Annotated in this window: 11 protein-coding genes; 7 read left to right on the top strand and 4 right to left on the bottom strand. The window is 59.9% G+C overall.

Annotation, left to right across the window (positions count from 1 at the left end; genetic code table 11):
- Positions 1–62 precede the first annotated feature (62 nt).
- Both BTHE68_RS26710 and BTHE68_RS26705 read left to right on the top strand, forming a co-directional pair.
- Entirely contained in the window at positions 63–1,406 is a 1,344-nt protein-coding gene (locus tag BTHE68_RS26710; RefSeq protein ID WP_162069334.1) for an MFS transporter, read from the top strand.
- Between the two features lie 428 nt (positions 1,407–1,834).
- Entirely contained in the window at positions 1,835–2,767 is a 933-nt protein-coding gene (locus tag BTHE68_RS26705; protein WP_225936655.1) for a GlxA family transcriptional regulator, read from the top strand.
- 11 nt (positions 2,768–2,778) lie between these two features.
- Here BTHE68_RS26705 and BTHE68_RS26700 read toward each other — a convergent pair whose 3' ends face one another.
- The 4 genes from BTHE68_RS26700 to BTHE68_RS26685 form a co-directional block, all read right to left on the bottom strand.
- Positions 2,779–4,035: a glycosyltransferase WbuB gene (locus BTHE68_RS26700; protein WP_162069332.1), complete on the bottom strand. Its 1,257-nt coding sequence runs from the start codon at positions 4,033–4,035 to the stop codon at positions 2,779–2,781.
- 80 nt (positions 4,036–4,115) lie between these two features.
- Positions 4,116–4,730 (bottom strand): DapH/DapD/GlmU-related protein, encoded by a 615-nt coding sequence (locus BTHE68_RS26695; RefSeq protein WP_162069331.1) that lies wholly within the window; start codon positions 4,728–4,730, stop codon positions 4,116–4,118.
- 20 nt (positions 4,731–4,750) lie between these two features.
- Positions 4,751–5,539 carry a methyltransferase, TIGR04325 family gene (locus BTHE68_RS26690; RefSeq protein ID WP_162069330.1) on the bottom strand — a complete coding sequence of 263 codons (789 nt, stop codon included), beginning with the start codon at positions 5,537–5,539 and terminating at the stop codon, positions 4,751–4,753.
- A gap of 3 nt (positions 5,540–5,542) precedes the next feature.
- A complete protein-coding gene (locus tag BTHE68_RS26685) occupies positions 5,543–6,934 on the bottom strand; it encodes a glycosyltransferase family 4 protein (RefSeq protein WP_162069329.1) in 1,392 nt (463 codons plus the stop codon).
- 267 nt (positions 6,935–7,201) lie between these two features.
- On the opposite strand from BTHE68_RS26685, the gene BTHE68_RS26680 reads away from it, so the two are divergent.
- The 5 genes from BTHE68_RS26680 (at position 7,202) to gmd (ending at position 15,625) form a co-directional block, all read left to right on the top strand.
- Positions 7,202–8,359: a glycosyltransferase gene (locus BTHE68_RS26680; RefSeq protein WP_162069328.1), complete on the top strand. Its 1,158-nt coding sequence runs from the start codon at positions 7,202–7,204 to the stop codon at positions 8,357–8,359.
- Between the two features lie 13 nt (positions 8,360–8,372).
- Positions 8,373–9,830, top strand: a complete 1,458-nt coding sequence (locus BTHE68_RS26675) for an MATE family efflux transporter (protein ID WP_232078133.1) — start codon at positions 8,373–8,375, stop codon at positions 9,828–9,830.
- A 25-nt stretch (positions 9,831–9,855) separates the two neighbouring features.
- Positions 9,856–11,925, top strand: a complete 2,070-nt coding sequence (locus BTHE68_RS26670) for a putative phage tail protein (protein WP_162069327.1) — start codon at positions 9,856–9,858, stop codon at positions 11,923–11,925.
- Between the two features lie 293 nt (positions 11,926–12,218).
- Positions 12,219–14,465, top strand: coding sequence for a polysaccharide biosynthesis tyrosine autokinase (locus BTHE68_RS26665; RefSeq protein ID WP_162069326.1), 2,247 nt, complete (start codon positions 12,219–12,221; stop codon positions 14,463–14,465).
- Positions 14,466–14,506: 41 nt separating this feature from the next.
- Positions 14,507–15,625, top strand: coding sequence for a GDP-mannose 4,6-dehydratase (gmd, locus tag BTHE68_RS26660; protein ID WP_162069325.1), 1,119 nt, complete (start codon positions 14,507–14,509; stop codon positions 15,623–15,625).
- Positions 15,626–15,659 lie beyond the last annotated feature (34 nt).

Genomic DNA, 15,659 nt, shown 5'->3' with positions numbered 1-15,659 from the left:
CCGGCGGCGCGGCCGCCGGGATTTTCGTAGCGCAATCGAATCATCATGTCCGGAGACAGTCGATGAACACGGAAAGAGCGGTAACCGCGCAGGTCGCGATGCCTCAGGCATCGCGTGAGGAAAGCACGCAAGTCGACCCGAAGCTATTGAAGCGTGCCGCCTGTGCGAGCTTCATCGGCAATTTCGTCGAATGGTTCGACTATGCATCGTATGGTTATCTGGCGACGATCATCGCCGTCGTCTTCTTTCCGAAGACCGATGGCGCCACGAGTTTGCTCGCCACGTACGGCGTATTCGCGATCTCGTTCATCGTGCGTCCGATCGGCGGCATCGTATGGGGTCACGTGGGCGACCGGATCGGCAGACGCACGTCGCTGTCGCTGTCGATTCTGATCATGTCGTGTTCGACGTTCCTGATCGCACTGCTGCCGACTTATGCCCAGGTGGGCATGCTCGCGCCCGCGCTGCTTCTTCTCGTGCGCGTGGTGCAGGGCTTTTCGGCCTCGGGGGAATATGCGGGTGCGGCTGCGTTTCTCGCCGAATACGCACCGGACAAGCGCCGCGGCATCTATACGAGCATCGTGCCCGCGAGCACGGCGGCGGGCCTGCTGTTCGGCTCGATTCTCATCGCGCTGATGCATGCGATCCTCACGAGCGAGCAGTTGCAGTCGTTCGGCTGGCGTCTGCCCTTCCTGCTTGCTGCGCCGTTCGGACTGATTGGCCGTTATATCCGCGTGAAGCTGGAAGACACGCCGCGCTTCAAGGCAATGGAGCGGAGTCATCAGGCAACGCAGGCGCCGATTGCCGAATTGCTGTCGAAGCATCGCGGGCGGATGCTGATCGCATTCGGCGCGACGTGCCTGAATGCGGTGGCGTTCTACCTCGTGCTGAGCTACATGCCGACTTATCTCTCTACCGAGATGGGCATGAGCGAGACCGCCTCGTTCATCGCCGCGACGATATCGCTCACGGCCTATATCGGCTTGATCTTCATCATGGGCGCACTGTCGGATCGCGTGGGTCGCAAGTCGATGCTGATCGGCGCTTCGATTCTGTTCGCCGTTCTGACCGTGCCGCTTTTCAAGGGACTGGCAGGAGCGAGCTTCGCGATGATTGTCGCGATCCAGGTGGCATTCGGCGCGCTGCTCACGATGAACGATGGCACGCTGCCGTGCTTTCTCTCCGAGATCTTCCCGACGCGCGTGCGCTATAGCGGTTTCGCCTTCTGCTTCAACGCGGCCAATGCGCTGTTCGGCGGCACCGCGCCGCTGATCGCAACGTGGCTCATCGGCGTGACGGGCAACAGGCTCGCGCCGGCGTGGTATCTCGTGGGGGCCGCAGGCGTCGCGCTGATCGCAATGCTCGCGAGCCGTGAGACTTCACACGCGCCACTCGCGGATGAGTGACCAGCGGCGATAATGCTGCTCGTCATAAGATATGAATTGAATATGACGTGATTGGTAGACGATTGAAATCGAGGGCGTCCAAAAAACGCCCTCGATTGTTTATTACGCAAATCGACGTTAGTTCTTCATAAGAGATGCCATTCCATGTATTGCGTCTATACGAACGTCCGTGAGCATTCGTCCATTAAAAATGGAACGGAAGTTTTTTCATATGGATGCCTATTTTTATTGAGTTCTCGACGCAATTTTTTCTTACCTGTAGCCTGATCCTGTGAGACGTTCAGCCGCATATAAGTTCGATCACGCCCTGCAGTCGATACGCTCGTTCCATACGAAGGATACCAACGCAACGACTTGGAGGCTCCGCGATGTCAAACTCATCTGACGCCCTCGACGCTGTGGCTTGCGCCGCCCATGGCGGATATGCCGTGAATGATTCAGCGGTGATCAAGCATGTCGGCATTATCTTGTATGACGGATTTTCGTTGCTCGCCGCGGGCATGTTCGCCGAGGCGCTGCATGTGGCGAACGAACTCCAATCCGAGGGCGCGAGCCGTTCGCTGACGTATCGCGTGAATCTCGTATCGGCTCGCGGCGGAACGGTCTCGTGCTCGTCTTCGATGTCCGTCTGGACCGAACAACTCGCAGGCCGTCATTTCGATAGCCTCGATAACCTCTTCGTCGCCGGGGGCAGCGGGGTGGCGCGCGCCTCCGCGGATGACGGGCTCATCGATCTATTGCGACGTGTCAGCGCGAAGAGCGTGAAGATTACCGCTATCGGCAATGGTCACATGCTTTTGTCGGCGGCAGGTGTGGGACCACGCGAATGGCCTTCGATGAAACAGGACATTCATCCCCGGTCGACGACCGATATTCTTCCAGAGTACGAACGCGATCAAGCCTTGATGACGTCGCTTGCGTTGCTCAAAAGGGATCTGGGCGCGGAACTGGCGGTGCGCGTGGCGGACCGTCTCGGCTCGGGCGCGGACCTTTCTCTCGCGAGCACATTGGAGCAAATGTACGACACGACGCTCGCGGAGAAAGCGCGCGCGTCGGCGCGCTGGCTCGTGCGCAACTGCGCAAAGCCGATCTCCGTAGTCGACGCGGCGCGCATGTCTTCGATGAGCGAGCGCAACTTCCTGCGTCTCTTCAAGCGTGAAATCGGCGTCACGCCGTCGAAGTATCTGCTTCGCGCGCGTCTGGACCTCACGTGCAAATTGCTCGAGAGTAGCGATCTGCCGGTCGACAAGATCGCGCGCCGGACGGGGCTCAGCAACGGAGAAAGACTCTCGAAGCTGTTTCGCAAGGAGTTCTCGATGTCCCCGACTGAATATCGTGGACGAAGCCGGCAGAAGCGCTGAGGCATCGGCGGCTAGATCGTCGTCGCTTCGTCGCCGACGCGGCGCCTTGCGGTCACCGAGCTGCGAAGTCGCGCCTCGAATTGCAGAAGAATCGACTCCTTCGATAGATTGGACGCCGCATATTGCCGGCCGAGTGCGCCGAGACGCTCGCGAAGCGGCTGGTCGTCGGCGAGGCGAAGGATGGCGTGCGACAAGGCTTTCGGCGACTCGGGTTCGATCGCGAGTCCCACCTCGTTCACGACGTCCCATAGCTCGGTGCCTTGATTGGCTGTTGCAATCACAGGGCGATTGCTCGACAACATCGCGCCGAGCTTCGACGGCATGACGATATCCGCGGCATCGGCGCGTTGTGGAAGGACGTGCATGTCCGCAAGCGCCATCAGTTCGTTGAAGCGATCCTTCGGTTGCAGATCGAGAAACTTCACATTCGGCAGATCGCGCGCCTTGTCGAGCAAAAACGCTTTTGCGGGTCCCGCGCCGCAAATCACGAACATGATGTCTCTGCGCCACGTCAGAAGCGCCGCGGCCTCCGCAATGATTTCCAGACCTTGCTTGAGCCCGAGATTTCCCGAATAGAGCACGACCCGTACGCCATAGTCGATGGCGAGTTGCGCGCGATACGAGCTAAGCTGGCTATCCGGGTGCGCGTGCTGCATATCGACCCAGTTCGGAAACGTAAAGGCCTTTTCGCAAGGGACGCCCTTTTGCACGGCGAGCCGTGTCATTGCGGCGGACGGCGTGGAAACCACATCGGCACGGGACATCAGCCATTTTTCGATACGCAGGGCGAGCCGTTTCGCAGCCTGGCCTTTCAGTATGCCAAGGCGAAAAGCGGCATCGACCTCATAGTCCTGAACATGAAGCCAGCATGAAGCGCTGGCTATGCGCGCAGCCAACAATGCGACGGGAGAAGCGAACAAAGGCGGTTCGACGAGCCATACGGCCTGAGGACGCCACGTGATCTGCTTTATCGCGGCCGGAATGGCGAAAAGCGAAAAGCTCATCAGATGCAATACGCGTTTCAGACCGGATGGACGCTTCGGGCACCAGAACGGAACGCGTATGACGGACACATTGTTGATGCACTCGGTCATATAAGTGCACGGATTGTAGCCGGACTGCACGCGCCACTCGGGATAGTACGGCGACGCGGTAATGACGCGTACCGTATGGCCGCGCAATGCGAGCCATTCCGCCATTTCGGACGAGTATTTTCCAACCCCGGTGACTTCGGGCGCATAGTTGAGCGAGATCATCAGCACTTTCATCGAGCCACCTTCATTGCGGGAATTGGAGAATCGAGTGCGCGTCGAGTATCGAAGAACGGCAATTCGATGAACCGTGACTTTCAATCGAAGCGCTTGCGAATGAAGCGGCATGGGTTGCCGCCATAGACGCCTTCAGGCTCGAGCGAACGATGCACGACGGACAGTGGCGTGACCACGGCCGAACGGCCGATCGTGACGCCCATCTGCACGACGCAGTTCGCCGTGATCCACACGCCGTCTTCGATGACGATAGGCGCGACGCGCAGATCCATCGTCGTGCTCATGGCATGCGATCCGGTCGTGAGGAAAGCGCCCTGGGAAATGCAGACGTGCGAGCCGATGTGAATCGGCGCCTGGTTGTAGATCCACGCATTCACGCCGAACCAGCAGTGATCGCCGACCACGAGATTCCAGGGCGCTTTTACGCGCACCGGATGCACGAAACGGCAACCCGAGCCGATCCTTGCGCCAAATAGCCGCAAAAGCGCAACGCGCAGGCCGGAGAAAGGCACGAGCTTGTTATTGATGACGCTGGCTTCGACGACAAACCATAACGCTTCGATGAAAGACGAGCGCACCTTTGCATAATTGCCCTTGCCTGCGCGGCTCAGATCGATGATGCGATCATCGTTCCTTTCGCGCGAAGGCGTCTTTTCGGTCGACACGCGTTCGTCGGTAAACAGTTCCGATGCCATTTGAATGTTCCTGCCGCGATCTATCTTCGAACCGGTCCCCGATAGGCAACGCCCTGATACCGGCAATCCGCATCCGTTTTGTCGAATCCATCCCATTCGCAGAACATGGTGAACCCGAGTTCCATCATGAAGCGATCGAACTTCTGCCTGGAGAAGAAGCGGTGAGGATAGGTTCCGTCATACATCGAATTGCGTGCGTGCTGTATCGCGATACGGTCCTGCTGAGCTTCGATGAATGGCGTGCGGTCCACTATGACGAATGCTGAAAGGGCTGCGGCGCGGCGAAGCTCGTCGAATGGATCTTCGAGATACTGAAGCGAGCCGGAATACAGCGTGACGTCGATTTCGCTTCGCGCCGATGCGTTATCTAGCGTGGCGAAGAACTTCAGGGTGTCGTCCTCGAAATCCGTGCGCCCGACGCGCACGTATTCCGCCTGTTCGACGATCGACCACATCAGGCCGCTCGTCGCGCTCAGAAACTTTTTGTGCTGGAAATAGAGGCTGCCCAGCGATCCGCCGAAATCCACGACATGCAGGCCGTTTTGTCTGGCGTTCGCTATGTAGAGCAGGCAACTCAGCAGAGGCCAGCGAAATTCCTCGTGCATGAAACAGACCGAATCGCGCTCGAAAGCGGCTTCGCCTCGTTTGACCCGCAACGCCGAACTGTGCACCGTCTGGAGAATCTGCGGTGCATCGTAACCGCCGGCCGCGGCAAGCGCGTCGGACCACGATCCATAGCTGCCGTTGAACTCGGCGCTGAAACCGAGTCGGCGCGCTATGGGCGCAAGAAAAGTAGCGGCAGTCAGCACGATTCATCCCTCGGCTTTCATGGACGAGCTCGCGTCGATAGCCGGCCAGCACATCCGGCGTGCGCGAAACGCCTCCAAAGCATTCGCGATAACCGAAAGCCGCCGCTCATCCGTGAGCGATCCGATACGCTGTTTTCCTCGCTCGATCAGCATCTCTCTCAAGTGCGGATCGTTCATGAGCGTCTGAAGCGCGTCGGCCATCGAGTCGGGGTTCAGCAGGTCGATAAGAAGGCCCGCGTCGCCCACCTGCTCGCGTAAATTCCTGAGGTCGGAGTAAAGCACCGGGACGCCGAGCTGGAATGCTTCATAAGGGGGGAGATTCGTCGGGCCGAAATAGGTAGGCATCACCAAGGCGATTGCCTGACGATAAAGGCTCGCCACTTCACGATCAGGCACGAAGCCGGCGAAGCGAATCCTGTCGGTCAGCCTGAGATCGGCCGCGACGGACCGGACATGAGCGAGATTGCCGAGGTCGCGACCCGAGAATACAGCGCCCAGGCGAATCCCGAATCGATCTTCCAGACTGCGTAGTCCTCGCAACAAATACACGTGATTCTTGTGCGGCCAGAATTGCGCGGGATAGTAAATGTAGTCGCAGTCCAGACCGTACTCGGCCTTGACGTCGATATGGCGATCCGGCTGGCCGAGTTCGTGCTCGGGTAGCAGCGTACCGGTGGCGGGAGAAAAGGGAATCACATGAACCCTATCCGCATCGACGCCATAACGCCGGACGACGTTATCGTGACCGGCCTGCGAATCCACGATGATGCCCGTCGCCTTCTTCAACGCCTGCTGATAAATCTGCTCGCGACGTTCGAATTCTCCACCGGATCGCACTTCGGGAAAGTCCACCTCATCCCGATGCGCGAGATCCCAGACCGTGAAGAGATAACTGAACTGCGCGGTCACGAGCGCAAGGTACGAAGGACAAGTGAAATAGACGAGATCGGCGTTCATGTCTCGCAGAGACCGATCCAGCCAGTTGAAATGGATTCGCCGCTTGAATAACGATGGTGGATTCAACTGACGCCACATCACATGCACGCGGGCGAGGAGTCGTTGCCATTGTCGGATCGGAAGGTAATGAGCGTCGACGCCGTTGAGACGCAATTCTTCGATCGCCGACCGAAGCGTCGTCACGAACGTCACGCTGCAGAGTTCGGGCGGCAGACGCTTGAGCAGAAGCGCGGCATTCGTCGCCTGCTGGAACCCACCGCCCGTCGAATTGTCCTGCTCGAGCAAAACCACCATCCGGATGGGCCGGATCTTGAATCGGTTCAGAACGCGATCCGCGCCGTTCGTGAGTTCCTGATACTCGGCGCGGTGGCTAGCGTACCGGGGAACGGACAGATCACGATCGTAGGTAGCGCTCGCAGCGGCTCGCTTGAACAGCATGTTTTAGGTCCCCGAGAAGGAATGCATGTGTGAGGCTGATCGTGTACTCGTCCAACGTTAGCCTGTCGTGCATGCACTGGACCCGTTCTGACTGAACTTGGCAAGACCTTGGCTGAACGATGGGCGCAATGACTCCCCTCCAACCCCGCGTACCAGGGGAGGAGAGCCGGCCAAAAGCTTGATGATTTCCGCCAATGGCATCTCTCAGGCAGAGCGGACACTACGATGGCTATCCGGGAGTGCATCTCGATTCATCGGAGGACGTCATTGAAAACGCTTCATATCATTCCGTCCATCGAGGCACGGTATGGCGGCCCGGCCGAGGCGCTCAAGAGGCTCGCGACGGAACTCCGGCTCTGCGGACACAGCGTGGATATCGTTTGCCTCGATGCTTCGGCGCATGCCGATAAGACCGATGACGCCGCGTTCGATCGTGTCGTGCGCCTTGGCCACTATGCAGGCAAATACGCGCTGAGCTTTCGGCTGGTTCGATGGCTCAGCCGGCACGGCAGACAATACGATGCGATCGTGGTGGACGGCATCTGGCAGTTTCACAGCGCGGCGGCGGTGTTCTCGCTGCGTCCGCGAAACATCCCTTATTTCGTGATGCCGCACGGCATGCTGGACCCGTGGTTCAACGCCGGTCATCCGCTGAAGTACGCAAAGAAGCTCGTTTACTGGCTGTTCGTGGAACGGCATGTTGTCGGTGGCGCGAAGGGCGTGCTGTTCACCACCGAAAGCGAGCGCGAACTGGCGCGCAAAGCTTTCCCGCTTTATCGGGCGAATGAAAGCACGATGACCATCGGCACGGCGCCACCGCCTTCGATCGGTGCGAGCGAGGTCGAGAAATGGCGCGCTTCCGGCTCATCGGACAACAAAAAGCTGATTCTCTTTCTCGGGCGAATCCACGAAAAGAAAGGATGCGATTTGCTGATCCGCGCCTTTCACGAAATACGGCACGCGGCTGGGGACTATCGACTCGTCATCGCCGGGCCGGACAACAATGGCCTCGCTTCGAAGCTGCGTCGTGAAGCGGAACAACTCGGGCTCGCGGAAAGCATCACCTGGCTGGACATGGTGAAGGGCATCGACAAGTGGTCGTTGTTGAAAGCGGCGGATGTCATGGTTTTGCCCTCGCATCAGGAGAATTTCGGTGTGGTGGTGGCCGAAGCGCTCGCGTGCGGCGTGCCGGTGCTTCTGACCGACAAGGTCGGAATCTGGCAGGAGGTCGTAGCCGATGGCGCCGGTCTCGCGGACGAAGACACGCAGGAGGGCGTGACGCGACTCCTGATGCAATGGACGCGCTTACCCGAAACAGAAAAGACTGCGATGAGGGCAGCGGCGAAGCAGTGCTTCGAGCATCGCTTTCATGTTTCACGCGTGGCTCAGAACTATATCGCGTTGATGAGCGGTCAAATTGCGTGAGCTCAGGCGCTAATTGCTGTCCTTTTCCGTACGAGACGACCCAATGCCGCTTCAAGAACGTTCCTTCGCACGCGCGCCCGCATCCGTTTTGCGACACTGCTTTCGTCGACTGCCATTCGGCGTCGGCGCGTCGGAAGGGCGCGACAGGGAGCGCTATCTACGGGCCGCGCGCTCGGCTGCCTGCAATTCGGTGAGTGCGGCATTGGGCTTTGCCGTCGTGGTGCTATCGGTATCCTTTACGCTTCCGTATCTCGGACAAGAGCGCTTCGGCATCTGGATGACCATATCGAGCCTCGCCGTCATGCTTCAGGTGCTGGACCTCGGCGTAGCGAACGGGCTCGTCAATCTCGTGGCGGATGCCAAAACGTCCGACGATCATGAAGCCCTTCAGACGATCGTCACGCGCGGCATCGTGCTGCTCACCGGGATCGGCGTTGCGGCGGGAGGCGTACTGATCGGCGTCATGATGCTGCTGGACTTTCAGCACCTGCTCAAGATCGAGTCGCCGGAAGTGGCTCGGGAGGCCGTGCTGTCGACTTTCACTTTCATCGCGCTGTTTTGCGTGAACATTCCGCTCGGTGGCGTAAGAAAGGTCTTTTTTGGCCTGCAGCGAGCGTGGGAGCCGCATACGGTTGCGGCGATCGGATATCTTTGCTCGTTGCCGCTGCTCTATCTTTGTGCGCGCTCCCACGCGCCGATGCCCTATCTGGTTCTTTGCACCTATGGCGTGCAGGTCGCGACCGCGATCATTCTTCTGGTGCGGCTCTATCTGGAGCGCATGTTTCGGCTCCGTCGCGGCATCTGGAGCGGCAGCGGTTTGCGTGACTGCACCGCGCTGATGCGAACCGGCGGCGTATTCCTCATTCTCCAGATCGGGATGATATGCGGCAACGCGTGTGATCCGTTGATCGTGTCGCATATTCTCGGTGCGAGCGAAGTCGCGAGACTGGCCGTCGCACAGCGGCTGTTTCAGGCCATCACCGTGGCCATGCTGATGTTATCCGGCCCGTTGTGGGGTCTTTATGCCGATGCACGATCGCGCGGTGAAAAGAAATTCATCAGGAACACGCTGAAGTTATCCATGTGCGTGACGACGGGCACGGCGCTTTTCATGAGCGCGCTGATCCTCGCCCTGTCGCCGTGGTTGCTGAAGGTGTGGACCGGGAGTCACCTCGACGTGCCGATCGAACTGCGATGTGCAGCGGCGGTGCTGGCCGTGGTCGAAGCCATGGCCAATGCCTTCACGATCTTTCTCAATGGTGTGAGCGAGTTGCGGCCGCAGTTGCTCGCCGTGCTCGTGTTCTGCGCGGTGTCGGTTCCGCTCAAGATCTATCTGCTGACGAAGTTCGGCACAGTGGACTGGGTTATCTGGTCGACGATCATTGCCAGTATCGTGGCCGATTACATCGTATACATAGGGCTTTTCAGAAAGCGAATTCTTGCCCATGCATCGCTTGGGCCGACGGCGTAATTCCTTCCACGCGCATTCCGACGTCATGGTCCAGTTTTGGAGAAAGTGGCAGGCCGCCGGCGAGGCGCTGAAAACCAGACGCCACGCACTGACGAAAATTCTCGTCGCGTGTTGCGGCGTGTCGGCGGTGGGTGCGCAAGCGCGTCGTGCGGAATCAGCCAAGGATCTGCCCGCGCAGCAGCAGGGCTCATCGGGTCCGATGCAGCTCGCGGAAAGTCTTTCACCCGAGGACAGAATCGTCGTCGTCAGGAATTCGCTCCTGCAGGCGCGCATAGGCGACGTCTCCGGATACATCCTTTCAGAAGGGCCGATTCAGGGTTATGCAAGGCTGCGCCAATATGCCGGGACGCTCACGCGCCTCGTCGTGTCTCAGCACTCGGCGGGTCATCGCGGCTCGGATACGGCGTGCTATTGGCTCGATCCGGATGACGCATCGAGTGCGGACAATGGCGGCACGATCATCGTATCGAAGTCGGGAAAGCGCTGGAAACGCGTGTTCGAGGGCGATATTTACGCCAGGTGGTTCGGTGCGCAAGGAGACGGGACGACCGATGACACCGATGCCATCAACCGCGCGGTCGCGTTCGCGGGCTCACGCTATGCATCGACGGGGCGCGCACAGCGCGTAGTGCTCGACAACGGAACGTATCGCGTAGCGGCCGTGTCGGGAACGCTGGCCATTCCCTGCCATGATGACGGGCAGAGTCGAAGCCCCAAGGACAGGAAGCTTTCGCCGGAGCCGGCATCGCGTCAATCCTATTGCGTGGGGGTATGGCCCGGCGTGAAGCTATGTGGAATCAATGCCGTGGTGAAGGGCGCATATCGCTATGGCATTGCGGACGCGCAGCAGCCGGTCACCTTCGGCGTGCTGGATGGTCACGAGTTCGTGTATGAAAGCGGACTCGAGGACCTCACTTTCATCGATTGCTTTATCGCTTTTGCGGCCCTTTCCTCGACGCTGGCTTGTTGCGCCTTCGAAAAGCTCCGCTTTCTCGGATGCGGCATCGGCGTCTATGGCGCTGTGCTCGAACAATGCATGTTCAGCAGTATCGAAGCGCAGAGGACGGGCGTGCCGATCCTCGTCGGAGGTCAATGGGCCGATCGCAACGACGACTACAACGAGCGCGGCGGCTTCGCGGACAAGTGCACCTTCATCAATGTGCGCAATATCTACGAGCGCGCTTATGGCGATGACGAACGACGTATCGACACCTGGTTCGATGCCACGTTCTTCAAGACGCGGAACAACGAATCGAGACTCGGCACGCAACTCAACGCTGCATCGCAGGCGAGGGCGTATCCGTACCGGGGTATCTGCGGATTCTGCATTCGCGTGATGTCGCGATATGCGCGTCCCTCGAACGAAAACGTCTTCATGCAGATATCGCACGCGATGTCGCCACGGCCCGCCGTGCTCGTCGACGCGTGTCAGTCCGCCGTCTTCAACGGGGTTTATCTGGAGCGTGTCGGTTATCGCGACAATCCGCGGCGAAGCGGACCTGTCGGCGCGGGCTGGGACGATCCTTATCTGGGAAGTGGCGTAGTCGTTCCGGCGTTCATCGGAACGCTAGACGTCTCGTCCTCTGTGTTCGGCGTCAACCTCCAGCAGGCTTACGGCGCATGCGCCATTCAGTCGGATGGTCCGATCGCGCCCGTGCAGTCGTGGGACTGCACGCTCAGGGACGCGCAGGATCGCTTTACGCTGGGCGCGGCGCGCTTCGACGGCGATGTGACGATACGCGGCGGAGCGCTTCGTGCGGTGGAGCAGGTCCGACACGACATCGGCGGATCGGGTCTCTTCAGCATGGCCTTCGATTCAGACAGCTTCGACACGGGCGTGCCAGTCCGCGTGGATGACAAGGCGCACGCGGTGATCGTGCTCGTGTCGCGCGACGGGAATGGGTCCGGTCATGCATCGACGGGCCTGTATCTGCTGAATCTGTCGCAGCGAGGCGCAGGCGAGCCGGTCCGAACGCTCGTGTCGGGAAGCGATCTCGTGCGCTTTGCGGTCAGTAGAAAAGGAACGCTCAAGCTCATTGCCGCGAATGCAGGCGCGCATCGCGTGTTCATGCTTGGCAATCGCCCGTTCGAATAGCCACGCAACAGATGTTATCCGGCGGATGCTACAACGCGCTTGTTTGCATCAGCCGGCAAAGCCTCGCCGACGCACGCCGCCGCTCCGAAAGAGCATCGCATTCTTGCCGGCATGGCCTTCGCTCACGACAACATCTTGGCGATTTCCGTCGCCAATTCGTTCGCGACGATGGCGCATGTAAATTAACCAACAACGACGGACACAAAGACGTCGTGCGCTGCGTCGTTCCTCATATCACTGCGCCTGGCGGCCACGCATTGCCGCCGGTTGCAACGCACCCTACTGGCGAACACATGGCCTCGATGAAACAGGACACGCACGGCGATTCGATGCACGGGGACAACGTGTCGATATCGGACTACTTTCGGGTCTTGAGCGACAGCTGGCGCCTCGTATGCATGGTTGCGCTCGGCATTCTCGCGCTCGGCGCCTTCTATGGTGCGCTGAATCCGCCGATGTATCGCGCCGATGCGCTCATACAAATCGGCTCGCAGAATTCGAGCTCGTCCGATGCGGAAGCATTGGGCCGCCTTGCATCGATCTTCGATTCGAAAGTCAAGGCGGGCGCCGATACCGAAATGGAGCTGATTCGTTCGCGCCTGGTAGTGGGCGAAACCGTGCGGCAATTGCATCTGGAGATCAGCGCCTATCCGCGCTACTTTCCCGTCTTCGGCCAATGGATCGCCAAGCTGAACGGCGCAACGAGTTTTTCGGACGCGCCGTTCGGTTTGCGGCGCTTCGCATGGGGTGACGAAAGAATCGACGTATCGAAGTTCGACATCCCGCACTCTGCGATCGGCCGCGAGTTTCTCGTCAAGGCGGGCAAGGATGGTTCGTACGAACTGATCGCACCGGATGGCATCGTGCTCGGCCAGGGAACGGCAGGCAAGGAACTGGTGGCGCCTTATGGAGGCGGCGAAGCGCGCCTCGTGGTCAACGAACTCTACGCGCCGCCCGGCTGTGAATTCACGCTGACGGCGAATTCGACGCTCGCGACCATTCTTGCACTGCAAAGCGCTTTGGCCATTTCGGAAAGGAAGTCGCAATCGGGCATGATCGGCATCGCGCTCGAGGGCCGCGATCCGTCGCGGGTGGCCGATATCGTCAATACGATCGCTCAGGAATATCGCGCCCAGGATCTCGCGAGACGATCGTCCGAAGCGGAGCATTCGCTGCTTTTCCTGGAAGGCCAGTTGCCGAAATTGCGAGCGGAACTGCAGCAGGCGGAAGATCAATACAACGCCTTCCGTAATAGCCGGGGTACGGTCGATCTCAGCGTGGAGAGCCGGCTTCTATTGCAACAGGTCGTGGATCTCGATACGGCCATGCGCGGACTCATGCAGCAGCGCGACGATATCGCGGAGCGCTACCAGCCGGGTTATCCGGCGCTCGCGGCGGTCAATGCCAAGATCGCCCGGATGCAACAGGACCGTGAAGCGTTGAGCCGGCGTATCGCGACCTTGCCCGATACCGAGCAGACGGCCTTGCGTCTCATGCGCGACGTGCGTGTCGATACCGAGCTTTATACGAGTCTCCTGAATAGCGCACAGCAACTGCGCGTCATCAAGGCAGGGAATGTCGGCAATGTGCGAATCGTCGATCGCGCGCTGCCAGCCGAAAAGGCGATCAAACCCAATTGGCGCGCGCTGTTGTCCTTGTCTGCCGCGCTGGGCGTCGCGCTTGGCATCGTCGCTGCATTCCTGCGCAAGGCGATGATCGGCGGCGTGGAACGCAGCGTGGAGATCGAGCGCGCCCTGGGCGTCCCCGTTTGCGCCGTGGTGCCGCACAGCGAACGGCAAGTCAGGCTTCAGGAAGACATGCGCCGCAGGCTTCCCGGCGTCCATGTGCTGGCCGCGCGATCGCCCTGTGACGTGGCGGTCGAAGGCGTGCGAAGTCTGCGCACGGCATTGCAGTCGATCGGCGGAGCGCCGCGCAACAACGTGATCATGATCACGAGTTCGACGCCCGGCGCGGGCAAGTCGTTTCTATCGGCGAATCTGGCCGCCGTGCAGGCCGCTGGCGGCAAGAGAGTGCTTCTCATCGACGCCGACATGCGGATGGGCAACATGCACGCTTCTTTCGCGCCGGCCGGCGGCGCCGGACTTCGCGAGCTGCTGAACGGAGCCGCATTCGACGATGTCGTGCAGCGCGACGTCATGGATGGCGTGGATCTGATTCCACGCGGCGGCGATTCGCTCAATCCCGCCGACATTCTCATGAGCCGCCGCCTGAGCGAGCTGATCGATGCGGCCTCGATGCGTTACGACTCCGTGGTCATCGACACGCCGCCCGTGCTCGCCGTCACCGATGCCACGCTGATCGGACGTCAGGCCGGAACGACGCTGTTCGTCGTGCGGCACGGACGACATTCCGTCGCAGAAGTGCACGAGGCGTTGAGCCGCCTGCAAAAGGGCGGCGTCAGCGTGAGCGGTGTGCTCTTCACCGATGTCCCCGCCGACCGATCCACATACGGCTCGGGCTACGGGACATCGTATCGATACAGCAAGAGTCGCGGTGAGTCGAATATCCGGACCGTCTGAACGCATTTCAAACTGGCGTACGCAAATGAGGAGAAGAAACGATGCCGAACAAAGTCGCGCTGGTCACCGGAATCACCGGTCAGGATGGTTCGTATCTCGCTGAATTTCTGCTCGACAAGGGATATGAAGTGCATGGCGTGAAACGCCGTTCGTCGCTTTTCAACACCGACCGTATCGACCATCTGTACGAGGACGATCACGTCGCGGAGCGCCGCTTTCATCTGCATCACGGCGATCTGACGGATTCGTCGAGCATGCTGCGCATCATCCAGCGCGTGCAGCCGGACGAGATCTATAACCTGGCCGCGCAGAGTCATGTGGCGGTTTCGTTCGAAGAGCCCGAATACACCGCCAACGCAGACGGTCTGGGCGCGTTGCGGATGCTCGAAGCGATACGCATATTGGGTCTCGAGAAGCGCACGCGCTTCTATCAGGCATCGACTTCCGAATTGTATGGTCTGGTCAGGGAAGTGCCTCAGCGGGAAACCACGCCGTTCTATCCGCGCAGTCCTTATGCGGTGGCGAAGATGTACGCGTACTGGATCACGGTGAACTATCGCGAGGCGTACGGCATTTACGCGTGCAACGGCATTCTGTTCAATCACGAATCGCCCGTTCGTGGCGAAACGTTCGTGACGCGCAAGATCACGCGCGCGGTCGCACGCATCGCGATCGGATCGCAGGACTGTCTGTATCTCGGCAATCTCGGCGCGTTGCGCGACTGGGGACACGCACGCGATTATGTCCAGATGCAGTGGCTGATGCTGCAACAACCGGAAGCGGAAGACTTCGTCATTGCATCGGGCGTGCAATACAGCGTCAGGGAGTTCGTGCAGCAGGCGGCGGCGGAACTCGGCATCAGGCTGCGGTTCGAAGGTAGCGGCGTCGACGAAGTCGGCATCGTGGACGCGGTCACCAGCAAGGAATGCCGGGTCACGCCCGGTACGGTGATCGTGCGCGTCGATCCTCGCTATTTCAGGCCGACCGAAGTGGAGACCTTGCTGGGCGATCCATCGAAGGCTCACGCGAAACTGGGCTGGGCGCCGACCGTGTCCTTTGCCGCGCTCGTGAAGGAGATGGTCCTGTCCGACTATCAGATTGCCAAGCGCGATGCGTTGATCACGCTCGCAGGATATCGGGCGCTGGAACATCACGAATGACGACGTGCGTTCGTTGAGCGGGCGGTAATACTTC

This window comes from Burkholderia sp. THE68 (assembly GCF_009938265.1).
Taxonomy (GTDB): Bacteria; Pseudomonadota; Gammaproteobacteria; order Burkholderiales; family Burkholderiaceae; genus Caballeronia.
Note: the sequence above shows the minus strand (reverse complement) of the source record. Positions and strands in the feature narration are given on the sequence as shown.